Here is a 19,287-nt window from a genome sequence, read left to right on the forward strand (position 1 = left end):
TGATGCAACAGTAGAATAATGCATATTACAAAATAGTTTTAATTAATACACGAATAGCCGCGAGTTTCATGCAATTTAATTGGGTTGGCTTTACTCTAAAACGTCATTGCGAGGCACGAAGCAATCCCAAACTATACAGAGCAGCTCTGCCAATCGGGGATTGCTTCGTTCCTCGCAATGACGCTTTTTATAATTTTCTCACAACGACGATTATTTATAAATCCCAGTGGCTTAATTATTCAACAATGGCAATTGATAATTAACGCCGACACGGAGAGCTTTCAAGCCGCTAACGCCCTGTAACTCCTCCAGTTCAAGATATTCAAGATCATCAAGCAGGTAGCCTTGAGCCTGTAAATACCTAACGTACTCGTCATACTCGGCAGCTTCTGTAGGGTTGAAATACACCATGGCTATTTTACCGGGCTGGGTAAGGCGTTCAAAAGTTCCGGCAATTAAAACTTTGTCGATACGTTTTTTGATCACCTCGTAGCGGATGTTGTAAGCGCCCTCAACATCAAAACGCCTTTCGTCATTCCTGAAGCTGATATCTATCGGATTAGAATGGATAAAGATCAAATGTGTAGTCTGCAACGGACGTGAAAGCTGCTCGCTGAGATCATTGGTCATCCGGGCTATCTCGGCCATTGACCGTAATTGCCACAAACGGATATTTTTAAGGTACAGCGTGTCGAAAACCCGTTGTGGCGCTATCGACTGCCCAATGTAAATATCGTACTCAACCCCATCGGTACGGAACTTTTCGAAATAACAGGGGAACGATTCCTGCACTTCTGTCTGAGCCTGTTCAAGATATTGGTTGATAGAAGTATTGATCAGCTGCATGGAAGTTTCCAAGCCTCGCCTGTGCTCAAATGAAGCTCCGGTTTCCTCATTCATGGCATCAAAATACTTATCAATAATTTCCCGCTCGGCAGGATAATTATTTCTAAAATGTTCCAGGAAAGGATTAACATCATTATGCAGGAAAGTATCCAGCATCAACTCATCATTCGTAGTTATATAACCACTGATGCGTTCCAGCCACTCTTCGCATTTAGATACCAGTTTACCGGTTAGGCTTAGATGAATATGCTCGTTAAGATGTCGCAAGGTATCGATAAGAATAGTAAGCAGGCTTTTCAAATCTTCCTGCAGCGCGCTGTTTCTTTCTACCGTTGAATTACGGATATCAATAGCGCCAAACAGCGGGTAAACGTGGCTGAAGGATACCGTTTCAATCTCGGGATTCTTTTTCTTCCTGCGTTTTTCTTTAAGATAGTTCCAGGCTACCTCGTTAAATTTCCACTGAACAGAAGGCTGTAGTGAGGTAAATTTATGTTTGATAACACCAGCAATGCGGGCTTCAAACTGGTCGATGCTGTTTTGAAGCAATTGTGCTATCAGCGGAATAGTGGCCTGTAGTTTTGAAAGCAGTTTCTCATAAAAAACAATTTCCTTATAAGAATACACCTCCATGATACCCACATTTTTTTTGTTGTAATACACCGGAAAAATGCCGTACGATTTAATGCCCGCCTGTTTCAGAACCTGCAAAAATGGAAACTTACCTATCTTATCGTCGGTAATGGAGTTGAAGAAAATTGGCCTTGGGTTTTGATTATAATCATCCACAACGGCATCAAATGTTTCTTCCGCAAGGTTAAACTCTTTGGCAGCTTTTAACAAAATGCTTTTTGAACATTCATCATTGTCAAAAACTGGTTCGTTATTGATGGTTAAAAAAGGCATCAACCCAAATTCAATACCCGGACTTTCGGCAAGGGTTTTAAGCGAGCTGATGACGTGCGCGTACTGTTCATCTTCATTTGACGAGTGATTAACCAGTTCGGTACGGATGTTTTCAAGCGCGTGAGTAAGGGTAATATCCGTTAAACTTATAATTGAAAACCCTTTAAATTTAAAGATATTAAGCGGCAACACCTGCTCAATTAACTCCAGGCTTGCATGCGAATGTAAATAGGGTTCAATAGTATCAAAGCTAAGCTCTGGCAACTCGCCATTAAGTTCAATCTCTACAAAGCGTGGATCAGTCACGATGTTAAAATACCTGGAAAGGCCTGTTTCGGGATCCTCGTATGAAAACAGTAACTCATTTTTCATTGCTGTCGAAAAGCCATACATCCGCTCAAGGATGAGGTTATAAATGAAACGTTTTTGCCTGTCGCTAAACATATCATTCTTGGGCACATTCAACGCGTATAGGTTAGAATGGTGACTTGAATGAAAATCATAAAAAGCTTCGGTGCTGAAAAATATCTTATCAGGTACCGGTGTGCTCAGCGCCCAGTAAAATTCCTTTTCGTTGGCTATTGGCGGTGTAAGTATGGAGTAAATAAGCTCCAGCATTTCCCTGTATTTTTCGGCGTCAGATGGCCGCATGTCCAGGTCAATGCAAATGTCATGCTCAAAACGGCCCAGCACGTAACGATAAAACTCGCTCTTGAGCGTTTTCTCGGTAGCAATCCTTTCTTTTAAATGCTCAACGAAGGGGTTAAATGTCAGGCATGTTTCAACCTGGCAAATGCTGCATTCGTTTTTGCTTATATTGAGTACTTCTGTATGCATTTTAAAATTTCAATTTACCCTTTATTAAAATCTGAAACTGGTTGAAAGATAAGGGTACCATCCTTCTTCAGAGTAACCGGCAATTACTTTAATAACTGCAAGCCGTGCAGGCGCTACATAAAAGCCGGCACCGGTGCCGTTGTGCCATTTATCCGAGCTTTGCCCATTTTCCCAAACGCGGCCTATATCGTAAAAACCGATAACGCCTATCTGTCCGGGAACAATGTAGCTGGCAAAATCCGTCAGCTTAATACGCAGCTCCAGGTTATTATAAAAACTATGCTGACCGGCAAACCTGTACAACCTGTAGCCTAATAAATTATCCTGCCCGCCTAAAAACAACGACTGGTAAAAGGAGGCTTTGCCAATGGTAATACCACCGCCTACCCTATCGGCCAAAACAATACTGCTTTTAGCGTTCAGGCTCTTGTATAAAGCAACCTGGGGCATCAGTTGAGCAAAACTTGTGGAGTTATTATTTAAACCTTTAAACTCCTGAAGTTTGATATTTATAAAGCTTCCCCAGGCCGGAAGTATCTTATTATTACGCTTATCGTTGGTAAAGTCAACAACTATGCCAGCGTGTAATTTTGTTTTGTCAAAGGTATAACTGTCAGGCGCGTTTGTCAGTAACGGATATGTAATAAATCGACCTGTATTGTCATCGATATTTAAATTATAGTACTGAAACGCAGGGCCTACCGTTAATGAAGTGCCCGATTCGTTACGCCATCTGAAAGCTGGGCTAAACGTTAAGTTGGTAAAGCGTGTGCGGTGGTATTTACGATAGTCGCCAACCTTGATAAACTGTGTTTCGTTACCGCGGCCAAAAAAGTTAATATTATCCGGATAATCAAACTGGCCGTTCATCAAAAAGTCGGCTTTACCAAAAGCGTGGATCCACTCGCCGCTATAACTGATCTTGAAAGCCTTTGTGCTGAACGAGTGGCTTGCAAATACGGTTTGCACATCATTATAAGGTAGCTTTTGAAAACCTTCCTGGTGGGTGTATTTAAAACCAGCCCCAAGCAGTACACCTTCGTCCGGATTGTAAGAGATATTGGCCAGCGGCGCTATCACGTTCATCAGGTTAACACGCAAGTATGAAGTATTAGCGCTATCCTTACTGATATGCTTGTTAACCTTTGATTCATCACCGGTGATGGTAAGCTTTTTTCCCCTGTCATACAGTTGCACCGTATTAAGCGAGTTTACGATATTGTAGTTTTTGGTACCTGTGCTATCAATAAACCGCAACTTAATTGGCGATGTAGAATTATCAAGCACCACCTTATCATCGCCACCACTTACGTAAATGCGAAGCTCTTTAGTAATATCGGGATGATAATTCTGGTTCATGAGCGTATCCTTAACCTCGCCGTTCTTGTTGATCTTATTGATCACCACATTCAGGCTGCCGTTAGGCTGATCCTTTACAGTTACCAGTTCGTTTTTATTAGAGGTATGGATATCAACTATCTTATTGATGAACTTGTAATAGTATTCCATTTCGGCCGGGATGTTAGTGCGACGCTCTTTCAATTGCTTCAGCAATACATCATGCCTCAGTTTATACGATGATTCTGGCAGGCGTCTTAACCCGGCCTCCAGCACCTCATCAGTTTCGGCAGCGACAAAATCATTTACAATTTTTGTCCACTGTTCATGACTGTACTGAACAGATGGCCACCTTTGCATGAACATGGTTTTCCATAACGAATATTTGACGCTGTAAATCTCTCCGCTAAAGCCCTGCAAGTTAGGCGCTATCCATGGTTGGGCAGCTATGGTTGGCAACACACCCTGATTGGTATAAAATACCTGGTCGCGGTCGCGCGGAACAGCGGTGTAAAACTTGCCTTTACCCTTGTCCTCGTCACGCCAGCGCCACTGATCGCCATGCCTGTCCCAATCGCCAATGAGTAGGTCGAGCAGGCGGGCGCGTAAAAATTCATCCCCGTCTACCGTGTTATCGTTATCCTCCAACATTTTGCCAATCATTTTTACGGTATTATCCGATTTGCCGCCCGGTTCACGCTCTTCAAGTAAACAAACCTTATTGGCAAAAATATTGGCGTACTGTCCCAAAACCGGATCAGGCGATACCACGCCTATCATCGGATTGGCGTGCGGCACCCGCACGGCAGTAGCCAGCGGCGGTACTATCAACGCTGAGAACGGATGCTGGGCACTCATGGCATCGTTAACCCAATCTTTGGCAAAGGTTTCCTGGAATTCATCGGGCAGAATCTTCTCCGGTTGCTTTTCTACACTACGTAATACCCATTCCTTACCCTCTTTATCAATTAAGCGTAATGAGTGTGTCTGGAAACCACCACCAATGCTTTCGGCCTTTAAACCGCCATGAATTTCTGAAAGCCTGATCACCGGCAGTTTGGTTTCGGCGGCCCATTCCTTCCGGTAATTTTCACCAAACCAACGACGGTGAAAATTGCTTACACTATCATATTTAGGATGAACCCTTACAATCATGCTATCAACCTTAATAGGCGTATGCAGTGTATCAGGAACGTTTTTTACCGATGTATAGGGTTGTGTATAGGTAAACACCTGTTTAACACCCTGATCACTATCGATGTAGTAGGTAAACCGCATCCGCTTGTCAATCAGCATATCGGCAGTTACGTAGCCTTGTGTGGCATCTGCAAAAAGCGAGTATTTACCTTTGATGGCATAAGTTTGCTTAGCCCCTGCTCCACTAACCACCTGCACCTGTTTGCTTTTGATAAATTGTAGCCCATGTTCATGCCCTGCCACATGGATCAGGTTTGGGAAACCGGCAAAAACGCCGTCAACCTTTTTAATCATATCCTTATACAAAGGATGGCCAAGGTCTTCCGGATTGGAGAATGTAGAACGTAAAAACGGGTAAAGTGAGCCTACGACAGGCAACGGGATCCAAAGGTCTTTATTGGCTACGGTAAGCGGAAAGATGTGATCCTTAAGCGAAAAATACCCGCCATGTGTACCATAACTCTGGAATGGGTGGTGCGAGGCCAGTATGATCACCTTATCTTTATTGTGCTCAAATATCAGTTTGATCTTATCTGCTACATCATCCTTTGTCTTGCAATCGCACTCAGCACCGGGATTGCTTTTGTTGAAAGGATATAACCACCATTCGCTATCGAAGGCAATTACAGTAAGATCCTTGCCGAGGTTGATCTCTACCGGATCCGGGCAACCGTTTTCGGGCACCATTTTCAGTAATTTATCACCCTGTTGATCCAGGTATTCCCATTGCCGTTTTATTTTGGCCAGGCCAAGCGGGCCCATCTTATCCCAGTCATGATTACCGGGGATGAAATATACCGGTGCACCAGCTGCCCGCATAGGTTGATATTGCGACTGCAGGATCTTTTGGGTTTCAGCCTCTTCCGGACTGCCTGGTAAACCCATCCCTCGCGGATAAATATTATCGCCCAGATAAAATACCGAAGTTTTGTTTTTAAGAACATGGGCTGCGGCATGTTTTAAAACAGCGCTTTGCTGCATATCCATTTCGCCGGCATCACCAATCAGAATCATCCGGTATTGCACCGAATCCTGGGCTTTTACACCAAGAAAACTCAACAGTAAAACTAAAAACAGGGGTAACTTTTTAATCATAGGGTTTGGTTAGATGTATGTTGTTTAAATTAGCAAAGCTTTACAAAAACTATTTTATAAAGCCGAATTTCAAAATATTACCGGCACTTACCTGATCGCCTTCGTTTGAGATATACAGGTTTCGCTGGTTATCAAATGCCATGCCTTCAGGTTGATTGAAGATAGTGACACTTAACGGATACACATTTTTCACTTTCCAGCTGGCATCCGTAACCACCAGCATTTTATTTACCGATGAAAGGATATACCACTCATTGGTAAATGTATTTTTCGCCATTGCCGAAGGACGGAACGGCACCCGTTTTTTATCGACCAGGCGCTCAATTTCCTTAACATCTATAGTAAAACTGCCGCTTTGCTTTAGTGTACCATCGGGTTGTAATTTGAGGATATATCCGCTGCTGCTTTTTGATGTTTTTTCATCAGCACAATGCTTGCACAATACATAGATTTGGCCTGATTTTTCGTCGGCGCCCATGGCTTCAAATTCGCCTTCGGGAAGCTCGCCTTTAGTTTTTTGTACGTTGGCCACCTGTTTAGTCCTCGCCTGGCTAAACGGGAAAGTAAAAAACGTACCGTCGCTTTTAAGCATGATCACCTGTTCGCGGCAGATGGCCACGTCTTCATAATCACCGCTTTTGCCAAACTTGGTGTAATTGGCTTTTTTATCGCCCAGCTTCAGGTTAAACAAAAAGCCTTCTTCGTCCTGCTCGGCATAAACCGAATCGCTCTTCCCTTTATAAAAAGCAAAGCCGGAGATCTCGGTTAGATCATCAGGCATTTTGTATTTGACGGGTTTATTCAAATCATATCCAGGCGGACTAACTGGGATAGCCTTCTCTTTATTTTTGCATGATATAGTCAAAAAAATAGTTGCAACGCAAAGCATGGCTATTGCAAAAACAGCCAGTTTAAGTTTAGCAGGTTGTTTTTTAAACCCTGTCATATTTTTTTTGCTGTAAAAGTTCATAAATGGCCCGCTGTGATTGTACCTGCGGTTCAGTTCTATCAACTCTTATATTTTGCAATTGTTCATTTAAATTTACAGCCTGAACATTATCTGCCAGCTGAATATTTATCATATCAATTACCTCTTTTCTGATGCCCTCATCATAGACAGGGAAACACACCTCAATACGTCGATAGACGTTGCGGTTCATCCAATCGGCCGAGCCCATGAATACCTCCTGATTGCCTCCGTTATGAAAAATAAATATCCGCCCGTGTTCCAGGTAGCGGTCAACAATACGCCTGATAGTAATGTTCTCGCTCATCCCCGGTACACCAGGTATTAAACAGCAAATGCTGCGCACTATCATCCTGATTTTTACACCGGCCTGGGATGCTTCATAAAGCTTGCCTATCAGTACCCGCTCTTCGAGGTTATTCAGTTTTATGGTGATACCTGCCGGGTTGCCCTTTCTCGCCTGCTCAATTTCCCTGTCAATCAGTTCAATAAATTTCGATTGCAGATTAAATTGAGCTACCAGTAAATGCTTAAAATCAATCTCATACCCCTCTGCCGATTTAGCTTTTTTACCAAGGTAGATAAACAACAAGTCCATCTCGCGCAGCAATTGCGGATTGGCCGTCATCATGATATGGTCGGTATAAAAAGCGGCGGTACTTTCATTAAAGTTACCTGTGGCCAATAAACCCGCATATTTTGCCCGGCCATCAACCAGGCGTTTAACAAGACCTACTTTGGCATGTACCTTTATGGCCTTATCACTATAAATAATATTGGCGCCCGCAAGTTTTAACCTTTTGGCCCATTTGATATTATTGGCTTCATCAAAACGGGCTTTCAGTTCTACCAACACCCTCACTTTTTTACCGCTTTCGGCGGCGCTAATTAGGGCATTTACGATCCTCGAATCACTGGCTACCCGGTAAAGGGTAACTGAGATTTCCTCTACGCTTTCGTCAATAGCCGCCTCGTTAAAGAAACGAAGAATGGCGTTATACGATTGATAAGGCGCATGAAAAATGCAATCACCTTTGTCGATATAGTCAAATATGGATTCATCTGCACTGATCTGCCTGTTTACCAAGGGAGGCCATTTAGTATATTTTAACGATGGAATGCTGACAGGCAAGCCCATCAAATCTTTCAAATTATGGTAAAAACCACCTTCCACTATGCTTGATCCCTGTACACCCAGCTTATCCTCAATTAGGTGCAAAATCCTCAATGGGATCCCTGGCTGATGCAGAAAGCGTGTTGCCAAACCCTGATCGCGTTTTTGAAGCTGTTTTTCAATCTGCTCCTGAACATCCCCGTCATAGTCGTCGCTTAGCTCAAGCTCAGCGTCGCGAGTTATTTTAAAACTGTAGCAGCCTTTTATTTCTTCGGTTTTGAAGATCTTGTTAAGATTATACCGTACAATATCATCAAGGAAGACAATGTACTGCTTACCATCCTCATTAACGCTGAAGAAACGTGGCAGCTGATTAGACGGAATATTTAAGATCACCGACCGCTCTTTTCCATTATCCAGCCCAAGGTTCACCAAAAAGTAAAGGCGGTTATTTTCTGGAAAGAATTGTTTTTTACCACCTACCAGGTCAACAGGCTTTAAAAAAGCCAGCACCTGACTGTAAAAGTAATCGCTCACCCTATCGGCTATAGAAACCGGGATTGGTTCATTAAACAGCAGGTTTACATTATTTTCCTTTAACAACGGAATAAGTCTACCAGTAAAAACCTTACCGAAACGATTTTGCTGCCCCTCTACAAGTTCCTGGGCTTTATGCAAAACATCCTCAGTTTGTTCTGTTTTGTTATGCTGGCTAAGCTTATGTAAGGCCATTACCACGGGCATACGCACGCGGTAAAATTCGTCGAGGTTAGATGAGAATATAGCAAGAAAATTTACCCTTTCCATTACAGGGAGTTCTTCGCTTTCGGCCTCCATCAATATGCGTTCATTGAAAAGCAACCAGCTCAGGTCCCTGTCGAAAAATGAGTATTCCATAGGTGTAGATTTTGTTTTTTGCGATAGCGCGACCGCTTACAATAATGATGATATGATGAACGCTACTACCGATATGATAAGCCCGAACATAAAGATATTGTACGATGCCCTGAGCAACCTGTATTTTTTACCCAAAACAACACCCTGTGAGTAATTATCGCGGATAAGGCTACCGTAGAGGAATTCCCTGTCGTCCATCATTTTCTCCATACCATCGCTATAGTCATCGTACGACATACGGTAGAAATTACCGAAGAATAAGAGGTTCACTTTCTTATTTTCAATATCCTCTTTGGTAAATAATCCCGGCGGAATTGAAGGGCGGGTTGACAGGATAGAGAAAATCATAGTAGCCAAACTAACCGACAACAGCATGAAAGTAGGGATCAGCAGGTTAGAGTGCTCATCAAGTTTACGCAATACCAAACTGATTATAGCCGAAAGAATGATAGAATTAACTGTGATCATGATATGAGCCTTATTATCGGCCATATCGCTTAAACGTTGATGATTACTTGAGCTAATCCTGAACATAGTTTCAATACCACGATCAGGCCTGTCGCTTTTGTGTTTTTTACCACCATGATCATCATCATGATCCTTATCTTTTTCCTGCGTAATTATAGTACCGCTGCCGGTATCGGTAGTATGCAGATCGGGAGTTTCACGCACTTCAACATCGGCCTGTTTTTCTATCAGTTTTTGCAGGTTCTTTTGTTTTTGATCATTCAATAGCAAGCGGCAGTAATCGGTATAATATTCGTGGCCCTGCAAAAACTGGATGTTGTAATTACGCCATTCATCTTTATCAATATCATGCTTTTTGATGGCTTCCATTTCTTTGCGCAACAACTTGTTCTTATCGCGGAAATCATCGGTACCCAAATGGAACAAATCGGCATCGCAAATAATCTGCTGCAACAGATTGGCGGGGCTTTGCGGCATTTTTGTGGCTATGATACAACCTTCAACCTTGTCAATAACCGGTTGCTCAATTTTATGCTGTTTCAGAAAATGTGTGGCTATCCCTACGCTTTTTGCTTCATGGTCTTTTTTATCGGTAAAATACCCGGTATCATGAAACCAGGCAGATGAGATCACCACAAAAAAATCCTCATCGCTTAACTGATAATGGTTAGCTATTTGGGTGGCCGCTGCAACAACATCTTTGGTATGTCTCAGGTTATGGTAAATTAAGTCGGAATCATGATGCACGTCAAAATAAGATATAACGTACTGCTTTACCTGTTCTAACAGCGGTTGAAATTTCATCGTAGTTTTTTGTTGTTAAAAGTAAATCAAATTTATTTTAAAAATGCCTATTTGCAGCCACGCACCGGGGAGAAACATTAATTTATCGGGCATTGTTTATACAAAAGGCAAGAAAATGTATGGTATTGCAATTGCAAACCATATGCCACACAAAAACACCATTGAATATCAACAACTTGAACAATAATATGCAAAATCATGTGGCGAAATATCGCTAATGCCGATACTTTATTACGACGAAGTGAAACTCTCTTTTAAATAAACTTCCCTGATCAGTAGTATTTACGACGCTGATTCTTCTACCACGCCCGGCCCCTCATAGCTGTAGTTATATGGTGGATGAGGTACAATAAAGGTTTCATGCACACGCGACGACTTTTTAAAATACGGAATCCAAATTGCGGCCGTAACTATTGACCTCAAAAGCGGATTGAGTGCTGTTTCTGCAAGCTTAGTACTGATATTAGCTGCCAAAATATAATCGGCCAGGAAAAACACGAAGGCGAAAGCAAAATAACCGGTAATGCAGGCAGGCAATATGTCGCGCTTGTTTAACAGCAGCACCAGGCAAAAAACGGCATAAACCATTAGTGTAATGTTACCTATTGACTCCGCAACAAGTAAAATCCTAAAGTTAAGCTCATGCTTACTGCCATGATATATGTTCCAGATATGATTACTAAAATAGTCCTGACTAACCATATTGGAACCAGTGAGCAAAGCTGTACCCGCTAAGCCTAAGGCAATAAATATTAACCATCCCCCTATCGGCACAAAGGTTGATCCATAGGCGAATACAATTCCCGGAGTTTCCCTCTGATAAAACCATACCCCAAGTACAATAAGCCCCACGGTTACTAAGAAAACCACCAAAACCAACGCGCTGTTGATTGTTGACGGTCTGGAGGTTCCTGGCGGGGTATAAGAAAAACTGTAACCTAAACTGGTGCTGTTAAGCTTTTTGATATCCGTCTTAAACTCGTCGAGTTTATTTACCGGCACATTATCCTTCAGGAATGCAAGGCCATAATTAAGTAACAGCGTATCCCCTTTAGCTGTAAAATTGGATGCATAGCTGTAGTAATCGCGGCTTATGGCATCATGATCTTCATTAACATTCCAGCCACCGGGTAAAACAACCTTGATGGTATAGTGGGCATCATACGGATATGTTAAAGCTACCGGTGTTTTAGTGCGACCTGTTATGGAAGGAAACTGGTTATAAATAAAATTGGCGAAAAGATCGGCAGTTAGTTTCCCGCTGGTTGAATCCTTTTTAAAGAAATCACCCACGTTATAGGTCTCGATGGTAATAAGCTTATTCGCTTTCAGATCGTCTGTTACAATGATAGAATCTTTGGTTTCGATCTTATTATAGATCTTGGAATAATAATCGAGATAGCTTTTTTCGGTTTCGGCCATACCTGAAGACTCCAGTTTACCACGCATATAATCAGCCTCATCGCCGGTATAAGTAGTTTTTACGGTAAACAACACTGGCGATTTCGCATCTTTTACTGTGTAAACATCCTCGCCAATAACCTTACCACCTTTTGACGGCGGAATGGTGGTCAGCGCGCTGCCTCCTTCTTTCAAAACCAATCCTTTACCGTAAAGCGGAAAATAAATATCTGTGCCTTCTCCACCCTGGTTATCCATTGTGGCATCAACCCAAACCTGTTTCCCGTTTACATTAGCGGTTACAACGGCATGGTTAAAGGCATAAGCTGTAGGAATGTACTGCTCAACATGCTCATTCATATCGGTATTTACCAAAACCATAGCTGCGTCAATCCCATCAGCCTTCAACATAGATACCAACAGTAAGGATTTGTCCTTACAATCGCCGTAACGCTGTTTAAATACCTTCTCCGGGTTATTGGCGCGGTGCGAGTATTCGCCAATTTCGATACCCATGTAACGGACCTCTTGCTGTACAGTGCGCACTGCAGCCCGGAAGTATTTCGCCTTGTCGTCGCCTGCTTCCTTTTTTAATTTGGCTATCCGTTCGCCAAGCTCGCCTTTAATATTCAATGAGGGTGGATTAATGCTTAAAGCCCAGTTCACCACTTCGGCCCAGCTGGCAAACTCGCTCACCTGGATAAAACCGCGCTCATCATACCATGATGGCTCCCTGTCATCGTCATGCGCCGGCGGTACCTGGAAGCCCTCATACTGATAGCATTTTAACCCATTAGCTTCGGTAATGATTGGCTTGGGTACGCTGTTAAAAGTTTTGAAATTCAGCTTTCGTTGCGACGATGCAATAATAGCAGTATAATGATGCGCAATTGGTGTATACCACTGCGCATACACAGTTGAGCAAAACTTACCGTTCAGTATGGGGTTACGACCAGTAAGCGTATATGAATATTCGATACGATCGCCTTTGCGGATATCGTCGAGGATACATAATGCAGAAAAGCTTCCCTGGTAAATAAAATTGGAAAGATCCTGCTCATCGGCTATTACTTTAAATGCCGAAGCTTTTAAACGGTTTAAAGGTTTACCATCGCGCCAAACGGTAATATCATGAAAATCGAGCCGCTCATAAGCAGGATCAAAACTAACCGAAATCTGCGACGCGTTTTGGATCCCTGTTTCAGAAACTATATTACGTATAATGTGGTTATAGTCGGCCTGTTTTTCAACCTGCACCTGCTCTTCAATAAGCTCGTAATAAAAGCCCCGCTCGATAGTGCGTGCAGATGGTTTTTGATTATACTGTTTTAACACACTTAGCCAGATAGGTTTGGCCGAAATATGTACCGAAGGTGCATCGCCAAAAGCAGCCCCGCTGCACCAAAACAACATCACCAAACAAAGGGAAAACGTAAAACGCATTTTAAAAGCTTTTGTATACCGGCTCTGAAAATAAAGAAAACTAAAATAACTTGATGTAACTATTTTAATATTTAACGTGGTATTTATATGGATAAAAAAAGCGTTGCAAAAAGAATACTGCGCGAAGAGTTTACTCACCCCGGCGTTGCTTCGCTCGCCACCCCTCTCTACGCTCCGCGTAAAGAGGGGAAGATGAAAATTGGAGGATGAGTTATTTCAAATGATTAACGAAGATGTTGTATGATCTTTAATAAAACATCATTGATGTTATTTTCTATTTCATGATTTTCAAAACGTAATATTTTTAAGCCCATGCCTGCTAACACTTTATCACGATTTTCATCATATTGTTTTTTAATTAAATGAATGCCACCATCGGCTTCAATCACTAATCTTGCCTCATGGCAGTAAAAGTCCGGAATATAGTATAAGCTTTTTCCGAAATTAGTTTGTACACAAAGAGGGTGTTGGCGAAGAAACTTCTTATTTATCAATTTCCTATTTCTCAACTCTTGCCAAAGAAGTTTCTCCGCCCTCGTTTCTTGTTGTCTTAGTTCTCTACAAAGTTTAATAATGTCGGCCATTTGATAAGGTGATAGGGTGTTGTAAATATAACGAGTAAATTAAGAAACTAAGTTTTTCTATTCCCCCTCTTTACGCGAAGCGTAGAGAGGGGTGACAAGCGCAGCGATGTCGGGGTGAGTAAACCCTTTTAAACCAACAAAGCCACCCCGAACCGGGATGGCTTTGTTGAATAAAATATTTATGAAACCTATTATTGCCCGCCCAATACAGCGCGGAATTTAGTTTCATAGCCCTTTAACTGGTTTTCAAATTTAGTAGCCAGCGTGGTTTGATGGTTATCTTTGGTAAACTGTACCAGGCCATTCAACACCTGCATACCTATCTGCACATCTCTACCGTTAATGCTGTTAACGTCCTGAGTGAGTAGGTAAGCATTATAATCCAGCTGATCGGTAAGGTAATTATCAATATTGGTAGCCAGCTTGTTTCCTAATACTACGTCATGTAGCTCATAAGCCAGCTGGGTTAAATACAACTTACGACCAGCAACATCTACATACGGATAAAGATCAGGAAGCTCGGCATCATATTTCTGAACAACTTTCAGGGCTTTATCATTTTTCCCTTCCTGAACAAGGTTTTGAGCCAGATCAAGGAAAGTAGTTACCATTACTGGATAAAACATTGAGGTTGATTCGTGATCAAGATATTTGGCAGTTTTGAATTTACCGAATTTAAACTTATTCATCACATTATCAAACATTACATCGGTATTGGTTTTGCTCAACTGATCATGTAAAGCAGTATCTGGTTTAAACGGAATCAGGTGGTAGGTGAAGCCCTCTTTGTACAAGTAAGGCTGCAGACCAATCAGGTTCTCATTGCCGATGGTTGTAGTAAAGCAGATTGGGCGTTTCCAGTGGTTGTGCGCCAAAATATCAAACATGGCCAAATTCTCTTTGGTTACGTAGTTTGATGTGTACTTCCATTCCATAGCAGGAGCAAGCTTATCTTTTTGGTCGGCTTTCACAACGCCGTTAGCAATAACCTCATCCGGGTTAATGGTAAGCTTAAGATTTTTAGTTGGCAGATAATTGCCATAATCGCCGCTTTGATATTGTACCTGGGTAGCTTTATCATCAGAGGTAATAAAATCAAACACTTCTTTAATCTCCTGAAAGCCTGGCAATTTCTGGTCGTTAAAATAAATAACATCCCTCACTCCTTCTTTATACTTGTCGTATGGCATGGTGATAGGCAACGGTTCCGAGTCGTTCATTTTCTTCTGCATCTGGCGGATATACCAATCGCCGGTAAACAAGCTCAGGTTTACGATGCGCACATCCGGACGGATGCCTTCGACCTCCTGATCGTACCACAAAGAGTAAGTATCATTATCGCCATAAGTAAACAGAATGGCATTTGGCGGGCATGAAATCAGGTAGTTGTAAGCCATATCATGCGGTGTCATTTTGGTTGAACGGTCATGATCTTTCCATTCTTTAGCGGCCAAAAGTACCGGGCAAATCAGCAAACCGATCACCGTTGAGCCAACAGCGGCTATTTTAGCATCAATGTATTTGCGGCCAAATTCGGCAATAGCAATTACACCAAGCCCTATCCATATAGCAAAGGCATAAAACGAACCTACGTACGAGTAATCACGCTCACGGGGTTGAACCGATGCCTGGTTTACGTACAACACAATTGCCAAACCGGTAAAGAAGAACAACAAACCAACAATCAACGCGTCTTTACTGCGGCGGTTAACATGGAAAAACAAACCTATTAAACCAATGATTAGGGGCAATGCATATAGCGGGGTATAGGTAGTAGCAGCTGTTACTGATTTTGGCAGGTGTTTACCGCCGTCAAACAGCCCGCTTGTCCAGTTACCATCAATACCTTCAGTGCTGGTTTGTCCATCGGCATCATTATAGCGGCCAACAAAGTTCCAGAAAAAGTAACGCCAGTACATCTGGTACATTTGCCAGCTGAACATCCATTTCAGGTTGTCGCCCATAGTTGGGGCCTGATTTTCAGGAATCCGTAGCCATTGTTTGTAAAACTGCACATCGTTAGGATCGGTACTGTACATACGCGGCAAGGCGGTAGTGTGATCATAAACGTAGTCGGTTTTACGACCGGCATTTTCATATTGGGTTTTACCTTTACGGTAAATGATACTTCCTTGTTTCTGATCGGTAACCTGGGAGTCATACATAGGACCGGTTAGCAAAGGCACTTCACCGTACTGAATACGGTTAAGGTATCCGTAAAGTGTAAACGCGTTATCGGGGTGCGAGTTATTTAAATTGGTATTAGCAGTAGCGCGAATAGGTATATAAGCGAATGAACCGTAACCGAAATAGATAAATGCTACGCACAATAATGCCAGGTTTAGCACCGGTTTCTTTTTGCGGATACTGTAAATGATACCTATTACCAATGCTACAATTATCAGCAGGATAAAGAAGAAAGCACCGCTGCCAAAGCCCATCCCTAATGAGTTAACAAAGAACAGATCGAAATAAGCGGCAAACTTGATAGTGTATCCCCTGATACCATATTGAACCAGGCCTAAAATTACAACACCTACCAGGAAAGCAATTATCGCGTTACCTGTAGTAACCTTTTTGCTCCTGCGGAAATGATAAACCATTGCAATGGCAGGGATTGTCAATAAGTTAAGCAGGTGAATACCGATAGATAAACCAATAACATAAGCTATAAAAACAATCCATTTATCTGCGCCCGGTTCGTCCGCGTGTTCGTCCCATTTAAGAATTGCCCAAAACACTATTGCAGTACATAGTGAAGATAAGGCGAATACTATGGTTTCAACAGCCGAAAACCAAAACGTATCGGTATAAGTGAAACCTAATGCGCCTACCAGGCCGGCTCCCATGATCACATATAATTTATAACCTTCGAGCGCTTCATCGCGTTTTTCAACCATGAGTTTTTTGGCAAAAGCGGTAATTGTCCAAAACAAAAACATGATGGTTGCACCACTGGCCAAAGCCGAGCCCATATTGGTAAAAAATGGCACTTTAGTATTATCACCAAATGACAGCAGCGACAAAACCTTGCCTATCATGGCAAAAACCGGGTAACCGGGCTGATGGGCTACCTGTAAACGGTAGGCACATGAAATAAATTCGCCGCAATCCCAAAAGCTTACAGATGGCTCTAATGTTAAAATATAGGTTATTGAGGCTATAACAAAACAAAGCCAACCTAACAGGTTATTGATTTTTTTGTACTGCATTTAATAATATATCAATTGATTTAATAGCGCGGCAAATATCATGATTTTTATAACTTAATAAAAAAAAACACCTGCGCGTGACAAAATTTAACAATAATTAACTTTTTGAAGCATTGTAGTTAAGCAAAATTTTACCACAGGTTTAAATCCGCAGACACACCATAAAGTGTTTTCGATACATAAACCTTCATAGCGATCAACCTGTTTTAATTCGCTTCATATTTACCGCAGAGAGAAACAACCAGGGGGGCATTTATGTATATACCCTTATTTATGAATGAAATTTTTATCTTAGAACAATTAATACTTATTTTGTTGTAATGCAAAACCTCTACTCTGTAAGCCTTCGAAAAACAATTATAATAGCTGTAACTGCCTTATTTATATCGCAGTTAGCTAAGGCACAATCGGTTTATTTACCTAATTCATACCAGTTGTATCAAAAATTCAACTCAGATATTTATTCTGTAAAAAACTCGGCACATACCTCATTACGCCCATTTTTGATTGATAGTACTATTCTACACACTTATGATTCTGTGATGAACGTTGGTGTTAAAGATCGCAAAACCTGGGGCGGACGTAAATTATTTAACGAACACCTTTTTGATGTAAAAGCTAAAGAATATACCTTTTACGCCGATTACATTACCGATGTACAGGCCGGCAGGGACTTTACAAATAGCACTACAACTAATTTAAATGTACGCGGCTATCAAATAGGTGGTACGGTTGGAAATAAGTTTTCATTTTATACCAGTGGTTTTGAAAATTCGGCCAAGTTTGCGTCTTATTACAACAACTATGTAAACACCAACGGTTTTATACCTGGCCAGGCTTATGCCAGAAAATACACCGGTCAACCACGCAACTCACAGGATTGGTCGTATGTAACCGCGATTCTCTCGTACTCAATAACTCCAAAACTGAATATTACTTTAGGCGAGGATAAAATGTTTATTGGCGATGGCTACAGATCGGTGCTACTTTCCGATTTTGCAGCTAATATGCCACTGTTAAGAGTTACGGCCGATCTTGGCCCTGTACGCTATATGGCAGCCTGGGCTTACATTGAAGACCTTGGCCCTACCGTTCCCCGATTTGATAACTTCGGGAATAACCGTCGCAAGTGGGCCTTATTTCACTACATTGACTGGAATATAACCAAACGGGTGTCATTTGGGATGTTTAATGCATTAATAACGCCGGAGGCTGATGATCAGGGAAAACGGGCGGGTTTTGACGCTAATTTTGTAAACCCTATCTTATTTGCCAGCTCATTAGGGCCTGGCGGGTACCAAAAAGACAATGTTTTTTTAGGCTTTAACGCTAAATACAAGATCTTTGATAAAGCGGCTTTATACGGGCAGATTATGTTTGACAGGTTCAAGGGTAGCAATTTCTTTTCGGGCAACAGTACCGATAATACCAATGGCTGGCAGTTAGGTATCCGAGGAGCAGATATTTTTAAGGTTAAAAGGTTAAACTACCTGTTTGAATACAATACCGTTAAACCATATACTTACAGCAATCAGCAGCCGATAAGCAGCTACTCTTTTTATAGCGATCCTTTAGCCCACCCTTACGGCGCAAACTTCAGAGAGTTTTTAGGTATCTTAAATTATTCTGTAGGACGTTTTGATTTCCAGGGGCAGGTTAATTATGCCAAATATGGCCTCGATCCTACAAAAACAGACAATAACGGTAAAATTATTACCAAACCATTTATACCTTCGGCAAATACTACCACAACCATTGGCCAGGGTATAAGTACACAACTTTACTATGGCGAAGGCACAGTTGCCTATATCCTGAACCCCAAATATAATTTGCGTGTTGAGCTTGGCGCACTGTATCGCCAGGAAAAAAATGATCTGAAAGATTCAAAGAACACGCTGATCACATTAGGACTAAGAAGTTCGTTCAGGAATTTATATCACGATTTTTAATCAAACTTAATAAAAGCCTTGCAAAGTGTACAAACCTTGTAAGGCTTTTCTTTTATCATCTTCTTTTTCTTCTTAAGCCTAATAAGCAGCCCAATATTACACCTATAGCTACCCCTACTTCAATATTGTGTAAAAGCAAACCGATAACAATACCAAGTACAAATCCCCCGAAGAAATAATCAAAACCTATCCTGTTCATTATTTCAAATTAAATCATTTTTTCCTGCTG

Annotated in this window: 11 protein-coding genes; 2 read left to right on the plus strand and 9 right to left on the minus strand. The window is 41.7% G+C overall.

The features are described from left to right. Positions 1–231: 231 nt before the first annotated feature. The 6 genes from DEO27_RS12680 to DEO27_RS12705 all read right to left on the minus strand — a co-directional run bounded on the left by DEO27_RS12680 (position 232) and on the right by DEO27_RS12705 (position 13,313). Positions 232–2,589: a GAF domain-containing protein gene (locus DEO27_RS12680; RefSeq protein ID WP_112565533.1), complete on the minus strand. Its 2,358-nt coding sequence runs from the start codon at positions 2,587–2,589 to the stop codon at positions 232–234. A 24-nt stretch (positions 2,590–2,613) separates the two neighbouring features. Further along, positions 2,614–6,219 (minus strand): BamA/TamA family outer membrane protein, encoded by a 3,606-nt coding sequence (locus DEO27_RS12685; RefSeq protein WP_112565528.1) that lies wholly within the window; start codon positions 6,217–6,219, stop codon positions 2,614–2,616. Positions 6,220–6,268: 49 nt separating this feature from the next. Beyond that, the gene (locus DEO27_RS12690; RefSeq protein ID WP_112565524.1) at positions 6,269–7,165 is read right to left on the minus strand and encodes an SdiA-regulated domain-containing protein; all 897 of its coding nucleotides are present in this window, start codon (positions 7,163–7,165) and stop codon (positions 6,269–6,271) included. Next, positions 7,152–9,197 (minus strand): polyphosphate kinase 1, encoded by a 2,046-nt coding sequence (gene ppk1 / locus DEO27_RS12695; protein ID WP_112565520.1) that lies wholly within the window; start codon positions 9,195–9,197, stop codon positions 7,152–7,154. Before ppk1 ends, DEO27_RS12690 begins: the two co-directional genes overlap by 14 nt. Before the next feature lie 36 nt (positions 9,198–9,233). Then, the gene (locus DEO27_RS12700; RefSeq protein ID WP_112565515.1) at positions 9,234–10,469 is read right to left on the minus strand and encodes a Pycsar system effector family protein; all 1,236 of its coding nucleotides are present in this window, start codon (positions 10,467–10,469) and stop codon (positions 9,234–9,236) included. A gap of 282 nt (positions 10,470–10,751) precedes the next feature. Next, positions 10,752–13,313, minus strand: a complete 2,562-nt coding sequence (locus tag DEO27_RS12705) for a DUF3857 domain-containing protein (protein WP_112565511.1) — start codon at positions 13,311–13,313, stop codon at positions 10,752–10,754. A gap of 87 nt (positions 13,314–13,400) precedes the next feature. Here DEO27_RS12705 and DEO27_RS31855 point away from each other — a divergent pair, with 87 nt between their 5' ends. Further along, on the plus strand, positions 13,401–13,523 hold the full coding sequence (locus DEO27_RS31855) for a hypothetical protein (RefSeq protein ID WP_262714166.1): 123 nt from the start codon (positions 13,401–13,403) through the stop codon (positions 13,521–13,523). Positions 13,524–13,537: 14 nt separating this feature from the next. Here DEO27_RS31855 and DEO27_RS12710 read toward each other — a convergent pair whose 3' ends face one another. After that, positions 13,538–13,897 (minus strand): endonuclease domain-containing protein, encoded by a 360-nt coding sequence (locus tag DEO27_RS12710; RefSeq protein WP_112565508.1) that lies wholly within the window; start codon positions 13,895–13,897, stop codon positions 13,538–13,540. A 191-nt stretch (positions 13,898–14,088) separates the two neighbouring features. Beyond that, entirely contained in the window at positions 14,089–17,109 is a 3,021-nt protein-coding gene (locus DEO27_RS12715; protein ID WP_112565505.1) for a DUF2723 domain-containing protein, read from the minus strand. 320 nt (positions 17,110–17,429) lie between these two features. Here DEO27_RS12715 and DEO27_RS12720 point away from each other — a divergent pair, with 320 nt between their 5' ends. Then, positions 17,430–19,058, plus strand: a complete 1,629-nt coding sequence (locus DEO27_RS12720) for a gliding motility protein RemB (protein ID WP_112565502.1) — start codon at positions 17,430–17,432, stop codon at positions 19,056–19,058. Between the two features lie 55 nt (positions 19,059–19,113). On the opposite strand, the gene DEO27_RS31410 is transcribed toward DEO27_RS12720, so the two are convergent. Further along, complete coding sequence (locus DEO27_RS31410; protein ID WP_190295397.1) at positions 19,114–19,257, minus strand: hypothetical protein; 144 nt, start codon at positions 19,255–19,257, stop codon at positions 19,114–19,116. Between the last annotated feature and the right edge of the window lie 30 nt (positions 19,258–19,287).

It is taken from the genome of Mucilaginibacter rubeus, assembly GCF_003286415.2.
In the GTDB taxonomy this organism is placed as follows: Bacteria; Bacteroidota; Bacteroidia; order Sphingobacteriales; family Sphingobacteriaceae; genus Mucilaginibacter; species Mucilaginibacter rubeus_A.